The organism is Allobranchiibius sp. CTAmp26, assembly GCF_017565405.1.
Taxonomy (GTDB): domain Bacteria; phylum Actinomycetota; class Actinomycetes; order Actinomycetales; family Dermatophilaceae; genus Allobranchiibius.
In genome coordinates this window covers 104552-126566 of the sequence record NZ_JAGEKR010000010.1, presented here as the reverse complement: position 1 = coordinate 126566, position 22015 = coordinate 104552, and the positions used below count along the sequence as shown (strand labels likewise).

The window sequence follows — 22015 nt, the reverse complement described above, 5'->3', positions numbered from 1 at the left end:
GTGCGCTCTCACCACCGGGCGGAATGGACGAACGCCGCCGCCGGCCTGCCCAGCCACTGCGTCACGCGCATCACGAGAGCCAGATCGGCCTGACGCGCGGTCCGCAGGTTGGTGAGTCGTGCAGGGGTGCAGTCGATCTGTTCCGCCAAATGCGCCCAGGTCAGACCTCGCTCGCGGCGTTGGTCGTCGAGCGCAGTGTGCAGCCGGGGCAGGTCCCAGCGCAGTCGGCGGTCGGGGCCAGGATCGGGAAGCCGGGTCTCACCGACGTCGGCGACCGGCCCGGTGAGGAACTCCTCGGGCGCCCGGTCGAGCCAGCGCAGCATGAACAACGCGTACTGGCAGGAGGTCTCGCCCCTCGCGCCCAGTCTCGACACGGCACCGCCGCACAAGGGGTGGTCATCCTCGCGTTCGGCATTGAGGTCGGCCGACTGGTCCCACAGTTCGCCCGCGAACTCGAACCAGCCGAGCCCTCGCTCGCGCCGCTTCGCGTCGTAGGCGGCGACGAACGTGGGGAAGTCGAAAGCAGCAAGCTCCGTCATGCCTGCAAAACGTAGCAACGATCACCCGTGTCGTCCGCGGGATCGGGCCGGAACCCGGCACCCGCGGACGACCCGAGCTCGGTGATCAGTCCGCTGCGACCCCGAGCAGGTGCTCCATGGTCAGGCGCTGGATGCGCGCGAAGCCGTATCCCCTGGTGGCCGCTGCGTCGCGGTCGAAGCCCTCGTACGCCGCGTCGTCGGTCAGCAGCATCTCCCAGGTCTCGTCCTTGTTAAGCGTCGGCTGGGCCAGCTCGGCGACCTCTGACGCCGCCAGGGCCTCCTGCACCGTCGGGCTGGCCCGGAACGCCTTGGACCGTTCGCGCAGCTCGAGGTAGAGCTCCATGTTGGCGAGTGCCGACTCCCAGACTCCGTCCATGTCCTCGGTGCGCAACGGCTTGTAGTCGAAGTGCCGGTCCCCGGTGTACGCCGGGCCGCCGCCGGGGGCGCCGTTCTCGAGCAGGTCCACGGTGGAGAACGCCTGCAGCAGGTCGCCGTACCCGAACACCATGTCCTGGTCGTAGCGCGGACCCTTCTGACCGTTGAGGTCGATGTGGAACAGCTTGTCCTGCCACAGCGCCTGGGCGATGCCGTGGGTGTAGTTCAAGCTGGCCATCTGCTCGTGGCCGGTCTCGGGGTTGATGCCGACCATGTCGGCGTGCTCGAGCTGGGAGATGAACGCGAGGGCGTGCCCGATCGTGGGCAGCAGGATGTCCCCACGGGGCTCGTTGGGCTTGGGCTCGATGGCGAACCGCATCCCGTACCCCTTGTCGATCGAGTACTGAGCGAGCAGGTCGATGCCTTCGCGGTAGCGGTCCAGTGCAGAGCGGACGTCCTTGGCGAAGTCCACCTCGGAGCCCTCGCGGCCACCCCAGAACACGTAGATCTCCGCGCCGAGTTCGGCGGCCAGGTCCATGTTGCGCATCACCTTGCGCAGCGCGTACCGGCGCACCGAGCGATTGTTGCTGGTGAAACCGCCGTCCTTGAAGATGGGGTCGCCGAACAGGTTTGTGGTCACCATCGGCACGACCATGTCGGTGTCGGTGAGCGCCTGCTTGAACTCGGTGACGATGCGGTCCCGCTCGGTGGTCGAGCTGCCCGGTGGGATCAGGTCGTCGTCGTGGAAGGTGATGCCGTACGCGCCCAGTTCGGCGAGCTTGTGCACCGCCGCGACGCCGGCCAGCACCGGCCGGGTGGCCTCACCGAACAGATCTCGCGCCTGCCACCCGACCGTCCAGAGCCCGAAGCTGAACTTGTCTTCGCGGGTAGGGATGAGTGCCATACATAACTCCCATGCGTCGGTAGGCGGATCACGATCGTTGCTGGTCGAACCCAGCGCGGCCGCATGACGGTCCACGGCGCCCGCAGGGGTATGACGTTGCACCCTCGACGGCGGACATATGCCGCTGGTGGCGGCACAATCGCGTGTTCGATCTGTCGGGGCGGCCTCGTGGAACGACTGAGATCAGCCGCTCCCTGATGGTTGACTGTGGCGCAGGTCACAGAATCGTTACGCTTATGATCGGTTGCTACCGAGAGCAACGCTACCGGCATAAGTTGTGCTGCGTTACATCACCGTGTCGACCGTAGAGGCCGGCGCGTTCAGACAACCGCGAAAGGCGGGATTGATGCGCAAAGGCATGAACATCCTCATCGCAGCCGGGGCGGTGGGGACCATGGCCCTCACCGGCTGTGGCAGCTCCAGCAAGTCGGGCGGCAGCTCCAGCAGCGCCTCGGGGTCGAGCTCTTCGAGCTCTTCTGCGTCCTCCTCGGGCAGTTCCTCCAGCAGTTCCGGCGGGGCAGCGAGCGGCTCGTTCGACGGCAAGGGCGCCAAGGTGGGCATCATCCTGCCGGACACGACCTCCTCGCCGCGCTGGATCACCGCGGACCCCACGGCCTTGAAGGCGGACTGCAAGAAGGACAACCTGGACTGCGACATCCAGAACGCCAACGGCTCCGCGGCCACGATGAAGACCATCGCCAACGGCATGCTGGCGAACAAGGTCAAGGTCCTGATGATCGTCAACCTCGACCCGGCATCGGGCGCGGCCATCGAGCAGCAGGCCAAGAAGAACGGCGTCCTGACCGTCGACTACGACCGGTTGACCCCGGGTGGCGGCGCGTCCCTCTACGTGTCGTTCGACAACGTCAAGGTCGGCGTCGCTCAGGGCACTGCCCTGACCCAGTGCTCGCAGGTCAAGGGCAAGTCCGCGGTCAAGTACGCGCAGATCGACGGAGCGTCCACCGACAACAACGCGACCCTCTTCAAGCAGGGCTACGAGAGCGTTCTCAGCAAGACCGCCGGCTGGTCGAAGGTGGCCGAGCAGGACGGTAACTGGGACGCACCGACCGCCGGACGTGAGTTCAGCACCATGCTCGCCGCGAACCCGGGGATCAAGGCCGTCATGGTCGCCAACGACACGATGGCCGGCGCCGTGATCACGGATCTGAAGAACTCCAAGCTCGCCGGTCAGGTCGCGGTGTCCGGACAGGATGCCTCGGCAGCCGGTCTGCAGCGCGTCATGGACGGCACCCAGTGCTTCACCATCTACAAGCCGACCACCGAAGAGGCCAGCCCGGCGATCAACGCGATCGCGCAGCTGGTGACCGGCAAGGTTCCCTCGACCACGGCCACGGTCGAGGACCCCACCACCAAGGCCAAGGTGCCCTCGATCCTGGCAACGCCGATCGTGATCACCAAGGCGAACGTGGCGCGACCGGTCAACGACGGTTACGTGCCGAAGAACACCGTGTGCACCGGCAGCTACGCGGCCATGTGCACCAGCAACGGCGTCAAGTAACGAACCGCTCGACCGGCACCCAGGTGTCGGAGCAATAAGGTCCGCCCTTCCGGGTCGGTCGGCATCCGCCGGCCGACCCGGAAGCGGGCATCACTGGGTCGTGTCTTTTCCGGGACGCTGCCTGGCACACATCGAACCGGAGGTATCGCCCCAGTGCCCGATCAGCCACTCCTACAGATGCGCGGCATCAACAAAAGCTTCGGTCCGGTCCACGTCCTGCAGAACGTCGATTTCGAGGCTCGCGCCGGCGAAGTGACGTCCCTGGTCGGCGACAACGGCGCGGGCAAGTCGACGCTGGTCAAGTGCATCAGCGGCACCTACACGATCGATTCCGGCGAATACGCGTTCGACGGACAGGGGACGAACATCCACACGCCGCGCGACGCGTCGGCGTTGGGGATCGAGATCGTCTACCAGGACCTCGCGTTGTGCGACAACCTGGACATCGTCCAGAACATGTTCCTCGGTCGGGAGCGCGTTTCGCGGGTGGTGCTGGACGAGAACTCGATGGAGCACGCGGCCGAGGAGACCCTCGCGTCGCTGTCCGTCCGCACCGTGAAGTCGGTGCGTCAGCGCGTCTCCAGCCTGTCCGGAGGCCAGCGCCAGACGGTCGCCATCGCCAAGGCGGTGCTCTGGAACTCCAAGCTCGTCGTCCTCGACGAACCCACCGCGGCCCTCGGCGTCGCCCAGACGGCACAGGTGCTGGCGCTCGTACGCCGGCTGGCCGATCGGGGTCTGGCCGTCGTGCTGATCTCCCACAACATGCTCGACGTGCTGCAGGTGTCCGATCGGATCGCCGCGCTCTATCTGGGCAAGATGGCCGCCATCGTGGACCGCTCCCAGGTCAATCAGACGCAGCTGGTCGAACTCATCACCACCGGCAAGACCGCTGGCGTGCCGGCCATGACAACGGGAGTCGGAGAATGAACGACAGCAGCACACCCCAGGCCCCGCTCGACGCTCAGGGCGAGAACGCCGAGGGCGCGCACAGCGCGAACGACGCTGGTTCGAAGACCGCGACGCCGAGTCCCGGTTCCCTCGAGGCCGTCGCGTCGACGGTGCCCACGGGCAACAGCGTGTCGGCGTACGTCACCAACTACGTGCAGCGGCTGCGCGGCGGCGAGATGGGCTCGCTCCCCGCGGTCACCGGCCTCGTCCTGCTCGTCATCGTGTTCAGCATCCTGCAACCGACGTTCAAGGGTCTGTTCAACTTCGGCAACATGCTGACCGAGGGCGCCGGCCCGATCTTCATCGCCATGGGACTGGTCTTCGTCCTGCTGCTCGGTGAGATCGACCTCTCCGCCGGTTTCGCCGCCGGCGTCTGTGCCACGGTCATGGTGCGACTGATGGTGGGTTACCACGCCCCGTGGCCGGTCTCCATCGGTGCCGCCATCCTCACCGGCGTCATCATCGGATTCCTGATCGGGTTCCTGCGCGCGAAGGTGCGCATTCCCTCCTTCGTCGTGACCCTCGCCTTCTTCCTGGCGTTCCAGGGTGTCGCGTTGTACATCGCGAACAACGGCAAGGGCCAGAAGGGCGACATCACGATCACCGACCCGGTGGTCAACGGTTTCGAAGGCAACCAGATGCCCGTATGGGCGGGGTGGTTGCTCGCGATCCTCATCGTGGCCGGGTACGCGGCCGTGAAGCTGCTCGCTCAGAACGGCCGCCGCACTCGCGGCCTCAACACCGAGCCCCTCGGCGTCCTGGCCTTCAAGATCGGCGCCGTCGCTGTGGGCACGTTCCTCGCCGTCTACGCGCTCAACAAGAACCGCTCGATCAACCAGGCGGCCGGCTTCAAGACCGTCGACGGCAAGCTGGTGAAAGTGGCTGCGGCGGAGCTGCTCGGTGTGCCGTGGGTCGTGCCGATCATCATCGCGTTCTTCGTCGTGTGGACCTTCGTCCTGAGCCGCACCCGCTACGGCCGTCACGTCTACGCGGTCGGCGGTAACGAGGAAGCAGCACGACGAGCCGGTATCCCGGTCGATCGGATCCGGATCTCGGTGTTCGTGCTGTGTTCGGCGATGGCAGCCATCGGCGGCATCATGATCGGCTCCAACGTGCAGTCGGTCAGCGTCGCCAACTACGGCGGCAACACCCTGCTGCTGGCGGTCGGTGCGGCCGTCATCGGTGGCACCAGCCTCTTCGGCGGGAAGGGCCGGATGATCGATGCCGTGGTCGGTGGTGCCGTGGTCGAGGTCATTTACAACGGCATGTCGAACCTCGTCAAGGGCACTAACAGCGCCGCTGTGCAGTACATCGTTACTGGAGTGGTCCTGATGTTGGCCGCCGCCGTCGACGCGCTGTCTCGTCGTCGAGCAGGTTCCTCCGGCCTCTAGAGTCCCGGCGGGTTTGGGTTATGGCGCGTCCGACTCCATCTGGCCACCAGTCCATCCGAAGTCAGAACCTCTGCATCGTCCTGTCCGAGATCCATCGGCACGGTCGCCTGTCACGTGCGGAGCTGACGCACAACACCGGTTTCAACCGCAGCACGATCAAGGTGCTGGTCGCGCAGCTCGAGGAAATGGGGTTGGTCTCCGAGTACGCGCCCGCCGCGCGTGGCACGGCGGGTCGGCCATCGCCGATCGTCGGGCCGCGGACCGATGGCCCGTACGCCGTGGCGGTCGACGTCGCCGTCAGTCATCTGACGGTGGCGGCGGTCGCTCTCGGAGGCCGGGTGTTGGCGCGCCATTCCATCGACCTGGCCGATCTGGTCGCGCCCCAGGAGATCGTCGCAGAGGTCGTCGCCGGCGTCCGCGTCCTGGCCGACAGCATCCCGGGGCAGAGCTGGCTCATCGGTGTCGGCGTGAGTGTGCCGGGAACGGTCCGCCGGCACGACTCCCGGATCCTCACGGCCCCGAACCTGCACTGGGCGGACGTGGACCTGATCGCGATGCTCGGGGCCGCGTTCGGCGCGGACATCCCGATCTATCTCGGGAACGACGCGAACCTCGGTGTGGTGGCCGAGCATCTGCGCGGGGTTGCGCGCGACGTCGACGACGTCGCGTACCTGATCGCCCGGGTGGGTGTCGGGGCAGGCTTTCTCGTCGACGGCGGCCCGCTGCTGGGTGCCCACGGGCTCGCGGGGGAGATCGGCCACATCGTGGTGCAGCCGGGGGGACCGCTGTGTTACTGCGGCAACCAGGGATGTTTCGAGCAGGTCGTCGGTGAGCGCGCCCTGTTCGCCCGGGCCGGCCGCTCCGGACCGACGCCCGCGGCGGGCATCGAAGACGTCATGCGAGACGCCGACGGCGGAAATGTCTTCGCTCAGACGGCGATCGACGATGTGTGTCAGTGGCTGGCCGTCGGGCTGGCGAGCATCTCGCACCTCGTCAACCCGCAGCTCATCGTCATCGGCGGGTCGCTCAGTCTGCTCCTGAACGAGCGCCAGGAGCGTCTGCAACTGTCGCTCGACGCGCTGATGGCCAGAGCACCCGGTGAACCGGCGCGGGTGTGCATCGGCGCTCTCGGCGAGGACGCGCCCCTATTGGGAGCAGCGGAGCTCGTCTTCGCCGGTCTGCTCAGCGACCCGTTGGAGACGGCATCGGCACACCGCAGCCAGACGGAGGTGCTGGGGGGTCTCGACGCGGTTCCACCACAGGCGCCGCACGGTAGCGGCCGGCGTGCGGCGGTAGGAGTCGCCCGGCGCCTCCAGTGATCCTCGGCCGGGTCGGCGGAGCGGGGCAGGTTCGGACCGTAGGGTCGTCGTCGTGTCCGAACTCCTCATCACCTCGCCGTCCAACCCGCGGCTGAAGGACGTGGTCGCGCTGCGCAAGCGCCGGCGACGCGACGATCTCGGGCTGACGTTGATCGAGGGGTACGACGAGTTGCGGCTCGCGCTGGATGCCGGAGTCGCGCCCCGGCAGCTGCTCTACTGCCCGGAGTTGGCATCCGCCGGCACCGAGGTCGCGCAGCTGGTCCGGGAAGCCGACGAGCGGGGCGCGCAGATCGCCAGGTTGAACCGTGTGGCGTTCGAGAAGATCGCCTACCGGGAAGGCGCCGACGGCTTCGTGGCCGTCGTCGCGCTCGCGGGGGCGGCATTGACCGACGTTGCGACAGAGGATGACTCGCTGATCCTGCTCGCCGAGGGCGTCGAGAAGCCGGGCAACCTGGGAGCGATGCTCCGCACGGCCGACGCCGCCGGGGTCGACGCCGTCGTCTCGGCCGACCCGGTCACCGACTGGGGCAACCCCAACGTCGTACGTGCTTCCAAGGGCACGGTCTTCGCGGTGCCGGTCGCGACGGCCCCCACCGAGGAGACGCTGGCCTGGCTGCGCGCCCGCGGAGTGCGGCTGGTGGCGGCCACCCCCGACACCCGCACGTCGTACACCGACGTCGATCTCACCGGCGCGGTCGCGATCGCGGTAGGCACCGAGAAGCAGGGTCTGACCGACCAGGTGCTCGACGCGGCGGACGAGCGGGTCGCCATCCCGATGTCCGGCACCGCCAACTCGTTGAACGTCGCCACCTCGGCGGCGATCCTCCTCTACGAGGCGGTCCGGCAGCGTCGCTCGGCCACCGTCCACACCCCCGGCTGAGGGCGCCCGAGTCGCCATCTCATACCCAACTTGGAGCCGCCTGGCAACGGGTGGCACGATGCTCAGCATGCGAGTCGACCATGTGGTGTACGCCGCCGGCGCAGACGGATTGATCGCGACGGCGAAGCGCGTCGGGGCCCTCCTCGGGGTCGAACCCGGCGATGGCGGGATCCACCCGCGGTTCGGCACTCGCAACATGATCATCCCGCTGCGCAATGAGCGCTTCGTCGAGGTCGTCGAGGTGCTCGACCACCCCGCATCGGACAAGGCGCCCTTCGGGCAGGCCGTCCGCGCGTGCTCCGAAGCCGGCGGTGGATGGCTCGCCTGGGTCGTGCGCGTCAGCGACATCGGCATCGCCGAGGGACTGGTCGGACGGGCGGCCGCCCCGGGCAACCGGCACCGTCCGGACGGCGTCGAACTGTCCTGGAAGCAGCTCGGCGTGAAGGGCCTGACGTCCGATGCCCAGGTGCCCTACTTCATCCAGTGGGCCGACGGTGTGCCGCATCCATCCAGCGACGGTCCGACGGACGCGAGCCTGACGCGCCTGCAGATCGGTGGTTCGCCCGTGCGGGTGCGCGACTGGCTCGGGCTCAACGGCGAGCCCGGCGTCGACCGCGACGAGTGGGAGCCCGGCATCATCTTCGACTTCGCCGCACCGCACGGCACGCCCGGCCTGATCTCGGTGAGCTTCGAGACCGCTGCCGGTCCCGTCACCATCTGATCGCGGGCGTCGCTCAGCTCTTCACGAGCCGGGCGATCGCCGCCGAGGCCTCCGCCACCTTGTCGTGCGCGGCTTCATCGGAGTCCCGTGCGGCATCGACCACGCAGTGCCCGATGTGGTCCTCCAGCAGCCCGAGGCTCACCGACTGCAGTGCCTTGGTGATCGCGCTGACCTGGGTGAGCACGTCGATGCAGTAGGTGTCCTCCTGCACCATCCGCTGGATGCCCCGGACCTGGCCCTCCACCCGGCGCAGACGGGTGAGGTAGTCCTGCTTGCTGCCTGAATAACCGGCCATCTCGACCAATCCTCTACATCTCGCCGTGCCGCTGATAGTGACCCAAGGGTACCCTCCGGGGGTATCCGACCGGAGGGCGCGGGCGGATCGTTCGGGGCCGAGCGGGCCGTAACGACGTACGCGGGGCGCGCGGGCGGGTCGTTGGGGGCCGAGCGGGCCATAACGAGGCCCGCGGTGTGCGGGCGGGCGCCGTTTGTGGCCGAGCGGGCCATAACGAGGCCCGCGGTGTGCGGGCGGGTGCCGTTTGGGGCCGAGCGGGCCATAACGACGTACTCGGGCGGGCGCCGTGTGGGGCCGAGCGGGCCACAACGAGGGACGCGGGCGCGCACCGGTCGTTCGGCTGGTGCTCAGCGGTCGAGGAAGTCCACCAGCTGCGGTGCGAGGCCGACGTACGTTGCGGGCGTCAGCGCGAGCATCCGCTCCTGGACCTCCGCCGGGAAGCCGAGCCCCCGGACGAACTCGCGCAGATCGTCACCGGTGATCCGGCGCCCGCGGGTGAGCTCTTTGAGGCGTTCGTAGGGCTGGTCCATTCCGTCGACGCCGGCCGCTCCGAGCGCGCGCATCGCGGACTGGATCGCCTCACCGAGCACCTCCCAGTTGCGGTCCAGGTCGGCGGCCATGGCCGCGGGGACGGCGTCCAGGCCGGCGAGGCCACGGCCGGCGTTGTCCAGCGCCAGGATCGAGTGCCCGAAGGCCGTGCCGATGTTGCGCTGCATCGAGGAGTCGGTGAGGTCGCGCTGCAGGCGTGACTGCACGAGGGTCGCGGCGAGGACGTCGAGCAGCGCGTTGCTGACCTCGAGGTTGGCCTCGGCGTTCTCGAACCGGATCGGGTTGACCTTGTGCGGCATCGTGCTCGACCCGACCGTGCCCTGGCCGCGCACCTGCGCGAAGTAGCCCATCGAGATGTAGGTCCAGAAGTCGGTGCACAGGTTGTGCAGCACTCGGTTGAAGCGCGCCACGTCGGCGTAGAGCTCGGCCTGCCAGTCGTGGCTCTCGATCTGGGTGGTCAGCGGATTCCACTGCAGGCCGAGGGATTCCACGAAGTCGCGGCTGATGGAGATCCAGTCGGTGCCGGGCACGGCGGCGGTGTGCGCGCCGTACGTGCCGGTGGCCCCGTTGATCTTGCCGAGGTACTCGGCGCCTTCGACGCGGCGCAGCTGCCGGCCCAGGCGGTGGGCCAGGACGGCGATCTCCTTGCCCATCGTGGTGGGCGTGGCCGGCTGTCCGTGGGTGTGCGCGAGCAGCGGCACGTCGGCCAGCTCGCGCGCCATGCCGGCGATCTGCTCGACGAGGCGCGCCGCCTTGGGTGCCCAGACGCCGGTGACGGCGCCTTGCACCATCAGCGCGTACGACAGGTTGTTGATGTCCTCGCTGGTGCACGCGAAGTGGATCAGCTCGGAGAGCGCGGGCGCGTCCTGCTCGCCGACGATCGAGGGCAGCCGGCGCTTCAGGTAGTACTCGACCGCCTTGACGTCGTGCACGGTCTCGCGCTCGATCTCGGCGAGCTCCTCGATGTCGGCGAGGTCGAAGTCCTGCGGGATCGCGCGCAGCTGGGCCTGCTCGGCCTCGGTGAGGGCGCGAACGCCGGGCACCGCGCCGACCGTGGTGAGGTGGATCAGCCACTCCACCTCGACGTGCACGCGTTGCCGGTTGAGGGCCGGCTCCGAGAGGTGGTCGACCAGCGCGGAGACGACTCCGCGATACCGGCCGTCGAGGGCACCGAGGGCGATCGGCGGGGTGGCGGAGGCGAGCGAACGCATGGCGGTCATCCTCTCAGCCCACCGTCGTACCCCGCGAATCGCTCCGGGCCGATCCGCCGACTGCGCATGTCGCGCGCCGTTTCGGGTCGGATCCGGCTACGACATGCGCAGTCGGCAAGGTGGTCAGTCGGTGACCTGTACGACGGTGAAGACCTCGCCGTGCTTGCCCTGGAGCAGCGCCTCCGGGCCCATCGGGGAGTCGCTGGTCATCAGCACCTGGGCGCCCAGGCTCTGCGCGATCTGCGCGGAGGAGTCGCGGTCGCTCACCGCGAAGTGCACCAGCCAGTTGGCGGGGACATCGGCGGCCATCTGGTCGGCCTGGTGGAAGCCGGCCACCTCGGCGCCGTCCGGCAGTCGCGCGATGCTGAGGTCGGGTGAGCGATCGTCGTACGTGTAGCCGAAGAGCTCGGTGTAGAACGCCTTGGCACCGGCGAGATCGCGGGTGAGCAGGGTGTGGAACACGACCGTGTCCGGCTCCGCCACGATGCCGAAACCCTTGTGGGCGCCCGCCTGCCACAGCGCGAAGTACGCGCCCGTGGGGTCGGTGCAGAACGCCAGTCGCCCGAGGTCGCCAGCGTCGGCCGGCGGAATGTGCACGATGCCGCCCGCGCGCTGCACCGTCTGCGCGGCCTTCTCGATGTCGTCGGTGGCGAAATAGGTCAGCCACGACGGGCGCTCGCCCTCGGCCAGCATGGGTGAGAGCCCGGCGGCCGCACGCTCGTCCTTGAAGCAGGTGACGTATGCCGCGCTCCCCGCGCCGCCGCTCGTCGAGACGCCCTCATCGGTGCGCCAGCCGAAGAGCTTCTCGTAGAAGTCGCGGGCGTGCAGCATCCCGCGGTGCTCCGGTTCGAAGGCACACTCCGCCCAGCAGGGGCTGCCGACCGGCCAGTTGACGTCACGCACGGGCATCGGGGGTGCTCCTTCGCAGGCGGGTCCACCGGTGGTGGAGAGACGAACCCGACCCTAGCGACCCGCACGACGAGCATTTGCTCGTGATGGCCCGCTCGGGCCGAAACGTGGTCGTCGGTGGCAGGGTGCTGCTCGTGATGGCCCGCTCGGGCCGAAACGTGCCCGTCGGTGGGCAGGGCACCCGGGCGACGCCCCGGTGCGCTCCGGCTAGAGCACCACCCAGTCGCCGGCCGCGCGGCTGAACTCCTCCGGCGCCAGCCCCGCGGCTCCCTGCGGGATCGCGCCGACCCACCGGCCGTCGGCCAGGTCCCGCAGCTGGTCCAGGTTGGTCTCGGCGGCCAGGTCCGGCGCGTCGGGCAGCGAACCGACGATCAGGCCCACGAGATCCAGGTCGCGAGCCTTCAGCGCTTCCAGGGTCAGCGCCGTGTGGTTGAGGGTGCCGAGCCCGGCGCGTACGACGATGGCGAACCCCGCGCGCACCCCGTCGCGCCCCAACGCGGTCGCGAGGTCGGCGAGCGTGCCGCCATCGGCGTCCAGTCGGACCAGCAGGCCGCCGGCGCCCTCCACGAGCACCACGTCGTAGTCGCCGCTGCGGGCCAGGTCCGCGATCCGCACGGCGTGCTCGGCCACGGTCGGCAGGGCGACCCCGGCCCGGCGCCCCGCGATGTCGGGAGCGAGGGGTTCGGGGAGCCGGACGTACTCGCGGACGTCGACGCCGCTCAGCCGGGCGACCTCGTCGGCGTCACCGGGCTCGCCGGGGGCGAGTCCGGTCTGGGTCGGTTTGACCGCGACCACCCGCTGGCCGTGACCGGTGAGGGCCGCCGCGATAGCAGCAGTGGCAATGGTCTTGCCGATCTCGGTATCGGTGCCGCTGACGCAGATGACCGGGCAGGGGCTGCTCACCGGGTGACCGTGCGCAGCACGCGCGCGCAGTGCTCGACGTCCTTGGCCGAGAGTCCGGCGTGAGCCGTCAGCCGCAGTCGCGAACTGCCGTCGGGGGTCGACGGCGGCCGGAAGCAGCCGATGCGGACACCGTGCGCAGCGCACACGTCGACGGCGGCCAGCGCCTCGCGCGGTCCAGGCATCGGCACAGACAGGACGGCGCCCGCCGGCGTGGGTGCATCGCAGGCCGCAGCGAGTTCCGCGGCGATCTCCCGGACCTCCTTGGCCAGGGAGGGCCGCTCCACCAGCACATCGAGTGCGCCGAGCGCACCGCCAGCGGATACCGGAGCCAGCCCGGTGTCGTAGATGAAGGGTCGCGCGGTGTTGACCAGGTGGCTTCGCACCAGTTCCGAGCCCAGCACCGCGCCACCCTGTGACGCCAGGGACTTGGCCAGGCTGACCGTCACCACGATGTGCGGGGCGCCCGCGAGCCCGAGCGAGGCGACCAGGCCCTCGCCGTGATCGCCGACCACACCGAGGCCGTGCGCCTCGTCGACGACCAGGAGCGCGTCGTACCTCGTGGCGAGGTCGGCCAGTGCGGCCACCGGGGAGGTGTCGCCGAAGACCGAGTAGATCGACTCGACCACGATCAGGGCACGGGACTGCGTGCGGTCCTGCAGGGCACGTTCGTACGCCGCCAGGTCACCGTGCGCGACCACCTCGACCGCCGCCCGGGACAGGCGCGCACCGTCGATGATCGAGGCGTGGTTGTGCGCATCCGAGACGATGAGGGTGTCGTCATCGGCCAGCGCGGTCATGGCCGCCAGGTTGGCCTGGTAGCCGGTGGAGAAGACCAACGCCGAATCCATCTGCAGGTGCTCGGCCAGCGCGGCCTCGAGGTCCTCGTGGATCGGCCAGGTGCCGGTCACCAGGCGGGACGCTCCAGCGCCGGAGCCGAAGTACTCCAGGGCTGCGACCGCCGCATCGATCACCGCGGGATCCCGGCGCAGACCTAGGTAGTCGTTGCCGGCCAGGTCGATGGACTGGTGGCCCCCACCTACGACCACCCGCCGCGTCAGACCGGCCGCATCCCGCTCCGCGGCCGCCGACTTCAGGTACTGCTCGAAGTTGCTCATCCATGCACCTGTTCCACTGCGGAGACCATCGCCCCACCGACGGTTTCGATGGCATCAGCATCGCTCACGAGGGGTGGCATCGCATAGACCAGGTCGCGGAACGGCCGCAGCCAGACGCCGTGGTCCAGCGCGACCCGCGTGACCGCCTCGGTGTCGACGGGGGAGTGCAGCTGGATGACACCGACCGCCCCGATGGCGCGTACGTCGCGGACGCTCGCGAGCGCCCGCGCGGGCTCGAGCGTCCCGCGCAGCTCCGCTTCGATCTGCCGCGCGCGGCCGATGCGGGTGGGTGTCACCAGGTCCATGCTGGCCGCCGCGATCGCGCAGGCCAAGGGGTTGCCCATGAACGTCGGACCGTGCATCAGCGCGCCGGCCTCCCCGCCGCTGACCGCCCGGGCGACATCCGCCGTGCACAGGACGGCGGCGAGGGTGAGGTAACCGCCGGTGAGTGCCTTGCCGACGCACATGATGTCGGGAACGACCTCGACCTGGTCGGCGGCCCACATCGTGCCCAGCCGACCGAAGCCGGTCGCGATCTCATCGAAGATCACCAGAGCGCCGTGTTCGCGCGCCAGTGCGGCCAGGAAACGCACCGCGCGCGGTGGGTAGATGCGCATCCCGCCGGCGCCCTGCAGCACCGGCTCCAACACCACCGCGGCGATGTCCGGCGCGTGCTGCTCGAAGAGCCGCCGGGTGGCGTTCTCCCACTCGTCGTACGACGCGTCGTCACCATCGAGCCCGGCCGGCGGCAGGGGGGCGAAGACCTGCTCGGGGAGCACTCCGGTGAAGAGCCGGTGCATGCCGCCGACGGGGTCGCAGACGCTCATCGGGGCGAGCGTGTCGCCGTGGTAGCCGCCGCGGATGGTGAACATCTTGCGCCGCGGCCGCCCGCTGCTCAGATGCGCCTGCCAGGCCATCTTGAGCGCGACCTCGACGCTGACGGAGCCGGAGTCGGCCAGGAAGACGTGCTCCAGCCGGGACTGTCCGTCGAACGCCGGTGCGCGCTCGATCAGCTTGCGCGCCAACGTGATCGCCGGTTCGTGGGTGAGGCCGCCGAACATCACGTGGCTCATCCGGCCGAGCTGCTGCTGCGCCGCGGCGTCGAGCTCGGGGACGGCGTAGCCGTGGATCGCGCACCACCACGACGACATGCCGTCGATGACCTCGCGGCGGGTGCCGTCGGGGTCCTGCAGCGTCAGGCAGATCCCGCGGGCGGACTCCACGAGCCGGGTCGTCGCCGGCTCGGTGACCGAGGAGTACGGGTGCCACAGGTGGTCACGGTCGTAGGACAGCAGCTCAGACGGGTCGGACACCCGGGCATCCTCTCAGCCGGCGCGCGCGACCGGTCATCTGCGCGCGTACCTCTCAGTAGACCGAAACGTCGAGCGGAGGGGTCCGGCGCCGAGTGGAGGGGTCGTAACCCCTCCACTCGCACCTGGACCCCTCCGCTCGACGGGAGAGGTGGTGCGGGTAGTGCTGGAGTGCTCAGTCCTTGGTGCGCCCGGCGATCCGGGAGACGTGCACCGCGAGCTCGAGCAGCAGCCGGGTCACCCCGACGGTGAGGACGAGCGCCACCAGGTCGGTTAGAAGGTGGATCAGCGCGTTGCCCGTGCCCATGTGCTTGACCGAGATGCCGTTGCCGACGCTCTCGCTGCTGAAGTTGTAGATCGTGTTCGCCAGGAAGTGCAGCACCGCCCAGACGATCGTCACCAGGAAGATCAGCGACGCAATGCGCTCGGTGAGGGACTTCTTGAAGTGCAGGTCGCTGAAGAGCGCACCGATGCCGTCACCGGCACCGCCCATGACCTGGCTGACCTGCCCCTGGGGGCTGTTGGGGTCGCGCGGGCCGCCCTTGCGGCCCAGGCCGAGTCGACCCTTCGTGCCGGACTGGCCCGCCTGGTCGCTCTGTCCCTGCTGGCCAGCCTGACCTGCGCCGTATGCCGGCGACTGCTGCCCGTAAGCGCCCTGGCCCTGCTGACTCTGCTGACCCCAGCCCTGCTGGCCCTGCGCGTCGGACGGCGACTGCTGGCCGTAGCCCGAACCGGACTGGCCCTGCTGGCCGTAGGCGCCACTCTGCTGGCCGTAGCCGGAGTCGGACTGGCCATGCTGGCCGTAGGCACCACCCTGTTGGCCGTAGCCGGAGTCGGACTGGCCCTGCTGGCCGTAGGCGCCACTCTGCTGGCCAAAGCCGCCGGACGGCTGCGCGTACCCGGTCGGCTCCTGGCCGCTCGGCTGGCTGTAGCCGTGCTGGTCCGGCGCGGCGTACCCCTGCTCACCGGCCGACGAGGGGCCGGACTCGGCGGAACCGGCGACGCCCGCGGCTTCGCTGCCCTGGGCGGGCGACGCACCGTGCGGGGAGTCCTCGTGGGAGGCCGCCGGGACCGCCTGTGTGGCGTCCCATCCGGTGTTCTGCGCGTCGTACGGCGTGTCGGACTGCTCGTCCTGCTCCCAGCCTTGGCCGAGACTCCCGCCCTGCTGGTATCCGCCGGACTGTTCCCCGGACCTACCTTCGCCGTTCGTCGGCTGTGACATGCGAACCTCCTTGGGTCGTGTGCTCGGCCCATCGTCGTGGGTTTGCGCGAGGATTGCCAGCAAGGTCGGAGCCCGGCGCGGCACGTTCGCCGTGCCGCGAGCACTCCGCGCGCCACCCGGTGGGCGTCACCTGCACCTTCATCCGCCGCGCGCAGACCGCGCAGAACCGCGGGGGTTCCAGCTCGAGCGCGCGCTCGCACGCCGGGTGCGGGCCGTCAGCCACCGGCTCACCGCACAGGCCGCAGTACGCCGCGTCGGCGGGAGGGTTCACAGCGTCGCGTTGAGCGCCTTGATCGGCATCTGCAGCTCGTCCAGCAGCGCCAGGTCCTCGCGCGGGTCGCGGCCCAGGGTGGTCAGGTAGTTGCCGACGATGACGGCGTTGATGCCGCCGAGCAGCCCGTCGCGGGTGCCGAGGTCGCCGAGCGTGAGCTCGCGGCCGCCGGCGTACCGCAGGATCGTGCGCGGCAGCGCCAACCGGAACGCCGCGATGGTGCGCAGCGCGTCGGCCGAGCCCATCGGCTCCAGGTCGCCGAACGGCGTACCGGGGCGGGGGTTGAGGAAGTTCAGCGGCACCTCGTGGGGCTCGAGTTCGGCCAGTTGAGAGGCGAGTTCGGCGCGCTGCTCGATGGTCTCGCCCATCCCGACGAGGCCGCCGCAGCACAGCTCCATGCCGGATGCCTTGACCATCGTGCAGGTGTCCCAGCGCTCTTCGTACGAGTGCGTGGTGACGACCTGGGGGAAGTAGGAGCGGGCGGCCTCGAGGTTGTGGTTGTAGCGGTGCACGCCCATGTCGACCAGGTCGTCGACCTGCTCCTGGTCGAGCATGCCGAGCGAGGCGGCCACCTCGATGTCGACCGCGTCCTTGATCGCCTTGACCCCGTCGCGCATCTGGCTCATCAGCTTCGCGTCCGGCCCGCGGACGGCGGCCACGATGCAGAACTCGCTGGCGCCGGTCGCTGCGGTCTGCTCGGCGGCGCGCACCAGCTCGGGGATGTTCAGCCACACCGAGCGCACCGGTGAGGTGAACTGACCGGACTGGCTGCAGAAGTGGCAGTCCTCGGGGCATCCGCCGGTCTTCAGCGAGACGATCCCCTCGACCTCGACCTCTTCGCCGTTGTAGGCGAGGCGCACCTCGTGGGCCAGGGCCAGCAGGTCGGGAAGCTGCTCGTCGGGGGTGTTGAGCACCGCGACGAGGTCGTCGTGGCCGAGGCCCTCGCCCTGGCCGAGGACGACCTCGCGGGCACGGTCGAGCGGGGCGTTGCTGACGTCGGATTCTGGGGCGGTGGAGGTCGAGGTCATGGACGCGATTGTGCTGCATGGAGGACCCGTCGCGCCGCGCGGTCGGGTACGCACCGGTAGGGACATCACCCCGAACGCGTGACAGTCGTCACGATTGTCCCGTGGGGGCCGCTACCGGGTTGGCCCAGGCCGCACGGCGACCCATGATGAGTGCCAGGGGCGCGAAAGTCGTTGGTGCGTCCGAGAATCTTTTCCACGAGAGGCATCTGATGGCGACCGCTCTATATCGACTGGGCCGAACGGCGTACCGGAAGTGGCCGTTCTTCATCATCGGGTGGCTGGTCCTGCTCGTCGGGCTCGGCGGGCTGTCCCAGGCGATCCACAAACCGCTGGTCGACTCCTTCTCCATCCCCGGCATCCCGTCGCTCAAGGCGCAGTCGATGCAGCAGAAGCTCTTCCCCGGCACCGGTGACGCGATCAACGAGGCCGGCGTCTCGGTGGTGGTGGCTGCTCCGAAGGGGCACACCCTGAAGGAGGCGAAGTACTCCAACGCGGTGAACGCGCTCATCGCGGATCTGCAGAAGGCCCCGCAGATGCCCAAGACCAAGCTGGTCAACCCGGTGACCGCGTCGGCCGCGCAGTTCAAGGCGGCGACCTCGGCCGCGGCCAAGCAGGGCACGCCGAAGGCGGTCGCCGAGCGCAACGCGAACACCCTGCTGCCGCTGTCGCCCGACGGCCGGATCGGCACGATCGACTTCGCGTTCGACGTGAAGACCGTGCAGGACGTGAAGCCCGCGACGCAGAACAAGGTCGTGGACGACCTGAAGAAGGCCCGCGCGTCCGGTCTGACCGCCGAGGTCAACGGTGCCGGCATCCAGATCGCCCCCGACCCGGGCGGCAGTAGTGAGCTGATCGGCGTCGCGTTCGCCGCCGTCGTCCTGGTCATCACCTTCGGTTCGCTCATCGCTGCCGGTATGCCGATCGTCTCGGCGTTCGTGGGCGTCGCGATGGGCACCATCGGGGTGCAACTCGCCACGGCGTTCACCACCGTCGGCACCACGACCCCGATCCTGTCGAGCATGATCGGCCTCGCCGTCGGCATCGACTACACGCTCTTCATCCTGTCCAGATACCGCACCGAGCTGCGCTCCACCGACGACCGGGCTCACGCCGTCGGGTTGGCGGTCGGCAAGGCGGGTACGGCGGTCGTCTTCGCCGGTCTGACCGTGCTGATCGCGCTCATCGCGCTCTCGGTGGTCGGCATCCCGTTCCTCACCGCGATGGGTCTGGCCGCGGCCGAGACCGTGTTCTTTGCCGTGCTGGTCGCGCTCACCCTGCTGCCCGCCGTGCTCGGGATGTTCAAGTCCAAGGCGTTCGGCGCGCAGGTGCGCAAGCGCGAGGACCCGCGCGACGCCGACGGTCACGCGGTCAACAACGGCACCCGGTGGGCTCGCCTGATCGGCCGCAAGCCGGCCATCGTCGTCGCGCTCGTCGTGGTGGTGCTCGGCCTCATCGCGGTGCCCGCCAAGAGCCTGCACCTAGCGCTGCCCAGCGACTCGACGGCCGCGAAGTCGACCACCCAGCGCAAGGCCGCCGACCTGCAGTCCGAGGCGTTCGGCCCAGGTCGTGCGGCGCCGCTGCTCGTGGTGGTCGACGGCACGAAGGTGACCGGCGGCGCCAAGGCGCGGACGACGGCGTACGGGAAGGTCGCGACCTGGGCGGGCACCAAGCCCGACGTCGCGAACGCCCAGATCGTCGGCCTCAACAAGCCCGGCACCGGAGCGCAGATCCTGATCACGCCCAAGTCGGGCGCCGACGACGAGAAGACGCTGTCGCTGCTGCACGCGCTGCGCAACGGGCAGTCCGGCATCGAGAAGTCGACGGGTACGACGGTCGGCGTCACCGGGCTGGTGGCCATCCAGACCGACGTCTCGGACCGGCTCACCAGCGCGTTGCCGGTCTACCTGGCAGTGGTGATCGGGCTGGCGTTCCTGGTGCTGATGGTCGTCTTCCGTTCGGTGCTGGTGCCGCTCGTCGCGACGCTGGGCTTCCTGCTATCGATCCTCGCCACCCTCGGGGCGACCGTCGAGGTCTTCCAGAAGGGCCGCTTCGGGATCGTCGAGGGCGCACCGCTGGTCAGTTTCATGCCGATCATCCTGATCGGGATCGTCTTCGGGCTCGCGATGGACTACCAGGTGTTCCTGGTGACCCGGATGCGGGAGGCGCACGTGCACGGCATGTCGGCGCGCGAGGCCGTGGTCGACGGGTTCCGCAACAGCGCCCGGGTGGTCGCGGCGGCCGCGGCGATCATGATGTCGGTCTTCGCGGCGTTCATCCTGCAGGGCGTCTCGTTCATCATGTCGATCGGTTTCGCGCTCGCGATCGCGGTCTTCTTCGACGCGTTCGTGGTGCGGATGACGCTCATGCCCGCGCTGCTCTACCTGCTCGGTGAGCGCGCGTGGTGGCTGCCGAAGTGGCTGGACAAGATCCTGCCGCGGGTCGACGTCGAGGGCGAGAAGCTGACCGGCGCGGGCGCCCCGCACGAGCAGCGGAAGCCCGCGCACCAGGTCGAGCCGGAGGGCTCCCGAGCCTGACCCGTACACCTCATTTCGCCGACTGCGCATGTCGCGCTGCTTCTCGGGTCGTTTCGGCCCGCGACGTGCGCAGTCGGCGGGTGGGGTCCGGGGAGGCTGACGGAGAATGCGGGGGTGTACCTCGGGTGGCTGCTGTTGCTGACGGTGGTGCTCGCCTGGCCCGCGCCGCGGTTGTTGCCACGGTGGACCGCCCTGCGAGGGGTGCCCGGTCCCGCCCTCTGGCTGTGGCAGGGGGTCTCGCTCGGCGCGGTGGTGGCCGGTCTGGAGCTGGCACCGCTGGCCGTCCTGTACGTCGTGCGCGTGGGGGACGGCCTCCCCGCGCCACGCGACCACATCGTCCTTGCCGCGATCGCCGCCCTGGTGTCGGCGCTGCTCGCCGGCCGGTTGCTCGCGCGGGCACACGTGGTCGGCCGGCGGTTGCGGAAGGTACGCCGCGAACACCGCGAGCTGGTGGACCTGCTCGACGAGCCGGTCCACGCCGCGGGACTCCCCGCGCAGGTGCGCGTGCTCTCCCATCCCACAGCGACGGCGTACTGCGTGCCCGGCCTCTCCCGGCGGGTCGTGCTCACCAGCGGCACCATCGAGGCGCTTCCTCCGGCGGAGTTGCGCGCCGTCCTCGCCCACGAACTGGCGCATCTGCGCCACCGCCACGACCTGGTCCTGGAGTTCTTCACGGTGTGGCACACGGCGGTGCCGCGGCGGCTGCGCAGCGACCGCGGCCTGGAGACCGTGCGCCTGCTGATCGAGCTGCTCGCGGACCGCAGCGCCGAACGCGCCGTGGGCCGGGTGCCGGTGGCGCGAGCGCTGGTCGCCCTCGCACGGGCCGAGCATCCGACCGGCACGCTCGGACACGAGGACTTCGCCCGCATCCGCCTGGAACAGCTGACGGTAGAGCGGCGCCACCCCGCCCTCGCCACGTGCGCCGGGCTGCTCGGAATGGCAGCGGTGTTGGCGCCGTTGGCATTGGCAGCGCTGATGCTTCTGAACATCTGAGGTCGGCGTGAGCGGCATCGGACCGGTGCCGTCGTACGTCGGGACACAAGGAGAGGTCGATGCGGAGGATGGGGGAGTCGATCGTGGCTTCTGCCGGGGTCGGCCTGCTCGCGTCAGTCGTCGGGCTGCAGCGGTGGCGGCGGGCTAGCGCGGACCGACTGGATGCGGGCGCCCAGGTGCTGCCGCTGCCGCGTGGACCCGTCGAGGTGCTCGACTCCGGGGTGCCGGCGGGCGGCCGACGTATGACGGACGAGCCGGCGGTCGTCGTCATCCACGGCACGCCAGGCGGTTACGACCTGGCACAGGTCACGGCCTCCGGCCTCGGCCTCGACGACCGACGGGTGGTGTCGGTGTCGCGACCCGGCTACCTGCGCACCCCGCTGGACAGCGGTCCCACTCCCGAGGAGCAGGCCGACCTCTTCGCGGACGTGCTCGACACGCTCGGGATCGAGCGTGCCGTCGTCATCGCCGTGTCGGGTGGCGGACCGGCCGCGGTGCAGTTCGCCCTGCGGCACGCGTCCCGCTGCACCCGGCTGGTGTTGATCGAATCGCTGGTGCAGACCTTCACCGAGCATGAGATGTACGCGGCCCTGCCGCCGCTCACGCGGGTCGGGAAGTGGCTGGGGGAGCGGCTGTCCCAGGTCGACGCGGTCATCGCCGGGTACCTGCTCGTGACGCCGCGCTCGGACCCCGGCCGAGCAGTGGCCGCGGCCGCCATCCGCTTCGACCTCCGCAAGGCCGGGTACGCCGCCGACATGCGTCTCTTCGAGGACGTGCCCGACTACCCGTTCGAGCAGATCAGCTCCCCGACACTGGTGATCCACGGCACCGCGGACGTCGACGTCCCCTTCGCCCAGGCGCAGACGGCCGCCGAGCGGATCCCCGGCGCGACGCTGGTGGCGGTGCCGGGGGCCGACCATCTGGGCCTGTGGCGGCACGACGTGGTCGGGCAGCGCGTCCGCGCGTTCCTGGCCGACTGACCGCCGACCCGACCTCACCCCGGCTCCACGTCGAGCGGAGGGGTCCACCCTCAAGTGGAGGGGCTATGACCCCTCCATTGGGCAGCGGACCCCTCCGCT

At 69.8% G+C, this 22015-nt stretch carries 20 protein-coding genes; 9 read left to right on the top strand and 11 right to left on the bottom strand.

Translation table 11 applies throughout. The features are described from left to right. Positions 1–8: 8 nt before the first annotated feature. From J4030_RS07035 to J4030_RS07025, 3 genes are all read right to left on the bottom strand, one after another. Positions 9–539, bottom strand: a complete 531-nt coding sequence (locus tag J4030_RS07035) for a hypothetical protein (RefSeq protein WP_208048502.1) — start codon at positions 537–539, stop codon at positions 9–11. An 85-nt stretch (positions 540–624) separates the two neighbouring features. Next, entirely contained in the window at positions 625–1818 is a 1194-nt protein-coding gene (gene xylA, locus J4030_RS07030) for a xylose isomerase (protein ID WP_208048501.1), read from the bottom strand. A 285-nt stretch (positions 1819–2103) separates the two neighbouring features. Then, on the bottom strand, positions 2104–2361 hold the full coding sequence (locus tag J4030_RS07025; protein WP_208048500.1) for a hypothetical protein: 258 nt from the start codon (positions 2359–2361) through the stop codon (positions 2104–2106). A gap of 10 nt (positions 2362–2371) precedes the next feature. Here J4030_RS07025 and J4030_RS07020 point away from each other — a divergent pair, with 10 nt between their 5' ends. From J4030_RS07020 to J4030_RS06995, 6 genes are all read left to right on the top strand, one after another. Further along, positions 2372–3337 (top strand): sugar ABC transporter substrate-binding protein, encoded by a 966-nt coding sequence (locus J4030_RS07020; RefSeq protein WP_208048499.1) that lies wholly within the window; start codon positions 2372–2374, stop codon positions 3335–3337. A 153-nt stretch (positions 3338–3490) separates the two neighbouring features. After that, positions 3491–4264, top strand: coding sequence for an ATP-binding cassette domain-containing protein (locus J4030_RS07015; RefSeq protein ID WP_307864600.1), 774 nt, complete (start codon positions 3491–3493; stop codon positions 4262–4264). Next, on the top strand, positions 4261–5676 hold the full coding sequence (locus J4030_RS07010) for a sugar ABC transporter permease (RefSeq protein WP_208048498.1): 1416 nt from the start codon (positions 4261–4263) through the stop codon (positions 5674–5676). The genes J4030_RS07015 and J4030_RS07010 overlap by 4 nt, the downstream gene beginning before the upstream one ends. Before the next feature lie 20 nt (positions 5677–5696). Continuing rightward, positions 5697–6995, top strand: a complete 1299-nt coding sequence (locus tag J4030_RS07005; protein WP_208048497.1) for an ROK family transcriptional regulator — start codon at positions 5697–5699, stop codon at positions 6993–6995. Positions 6996–7047: 52 nt separating this feature from the next. Then, complete coding sequence (locus tag J4030_RS07000; RefSeq protein WP_208048496.1) at positions 7048–7875, top strand: RNA methyltransferase; 828 nt, start codon at positions 7048–7050, stop codon at positions 7873–7875. A 67-nt stretch (positions 7876–7942) separates the two neighbouring features. Next, positions 7943–8596, top strand: coding sequence for a VOC family protein (locus J4030_RS06995; protein ID WP_208048495.1), 654 nt, complete (start codon positions 7943–7945; stop codon positions 8594–8596). Between the two features lie 13 nt (positions 8597–8609). Here J4030_RS06995 and J4030_RS06990 read toward each other — a convergent pair whose 3' ends face one another. The 8 genes from J4030_RS06990 to bioB form a co-directional block, all read right to left on the bottom strand. Further along, entirely contained in the window at positions 8610–8891 is a 282-nt protein-coding gene (locus J4030_RS06990) for a metal-sensitive transcriptional regulator (protein ID WP_208048494.1), read from the bottom strand. Between the two features lie 347 nt (positions 8892–9238). Beyond that, entirely contained in the window at positions 9239–10651 is a 1413-nt protein-coding gene (purB, locus tag J4030_RS06985) for an adenylosuccinate lyase (RefSeq protein WP_208048706.1), read from the bottom strand. Between the two features lie 123 nt (positions 10652–10774). Then, positions 10775–11560 carry a VOC family protein gene (locus J4030_RS06980; RefSeq protein ID WP_208048493.1) on the bottom strand — a complete coding sequence of 262 codons (786 nt, stop codon included), beginning with the start codon at positions 11558–11560 and terminating at the stop codon, positions 10775–10777. A gap of 207 nt (positions 11561–11767) precedes the next feature. After that, positions 11768–12463 (bottom strand): dethiobiotin synthase, encoded by a 696-nt coding sequence (gene bioD / locus J4030_RS06975; protein ID WP_208048492.1) that lies wholly within the window; start codon positions 12461–12463, stop codon positions 11768–11770. Beyond that, a complete protein-coding gene (locus tag J4030_RS06970; RefSeq protein ID WP_208048491.1) occupies positions 12460–13578 on the bottom strand; it encodes an 8-amino-7-oxononanoate synthase in 1119 nt (372 codons plus the stop codon). Before J4030_RS06970 ends, bioD begins: the two co-directional genes overlap by 4 nt. Beyond that, complete coding sequence (locus tag J4030_RS06965) at positions 13575–14891, bottom strand: adenosylmethionine--8-amino-7-oxononanoate transaminase (RefSeq protein WP_208048490.1); 1317 nt, start codon at positions 14889–14891, stop codon at positions 13575–13577. Before J4030_RS06965 ends, J4030_RS06970 begins: the two co-directional genes overlap by 4 nt. Before the next feature lie 172 nt (positions 14892–15063). Beyond that, positions 15064–16110 (bottom strand): DUF4282 domain-containing protein, encoded by a 1047-nt coding sequence (locus J4030_RS06960; RefSeq protein WP_208048489.1) that lies wholly within the window; start codon positions 16108–16110, stop codon positions 15064–15066. A 267-nt stretch (positions 16111–16377) separates the two neighbouring features. After that, positions 16378–17409: a biotin synthase BioB gene (bioB, locus tag J4030_RS06955; protein ID WP_208048488.1), complete on the bottom strand. Its 1032-nt coding sequence runs from the start codon at positions 17407–17409 to the stop codon at positions 16378–16380. 209 nt (positions 17410–17618) lie between these two features. Here bioB and J4030_RS06950 point away from each other — a divergent pair, with 209 nt between their 5' ends. From J4030_RS06950 to J4030_RS06940, 3 genes are all read left to right on the top strand, one after another. Then, complete coding sequence (locus J4030_RS06950) at positions 17619–19943, top strand: MMPL family transporter (protein WP_208048487.1); 2325 nt, start codon at positions 17619–17621, stop codon at positions 19941–19943. A 114-nt stretch (positions 19944–20057) separates the two neighbouring features. Further along, on the top strand, positions 20058–20936 hold the full coding sequence (locus J4030_RS06945; protein WP_208048486.1) for a M56 family metallopeptidase: 879 nt from the start codon (positions 20058–20060) through the stop codon (positions 20934–20936). Positions 20937–20995: 59 nt separating this feature from the next. Then, positions 20996–21916, top strand: coding sequence for an alpha/beta fold hydrolase (locus J4030_RS06940; protein ID WP_208048485.1), 921 nt, complete (start codon positions 20996–20998; stop codon positions 21914–21916). Positions 21917–22015: the final 99 nt, after the last annotated feature.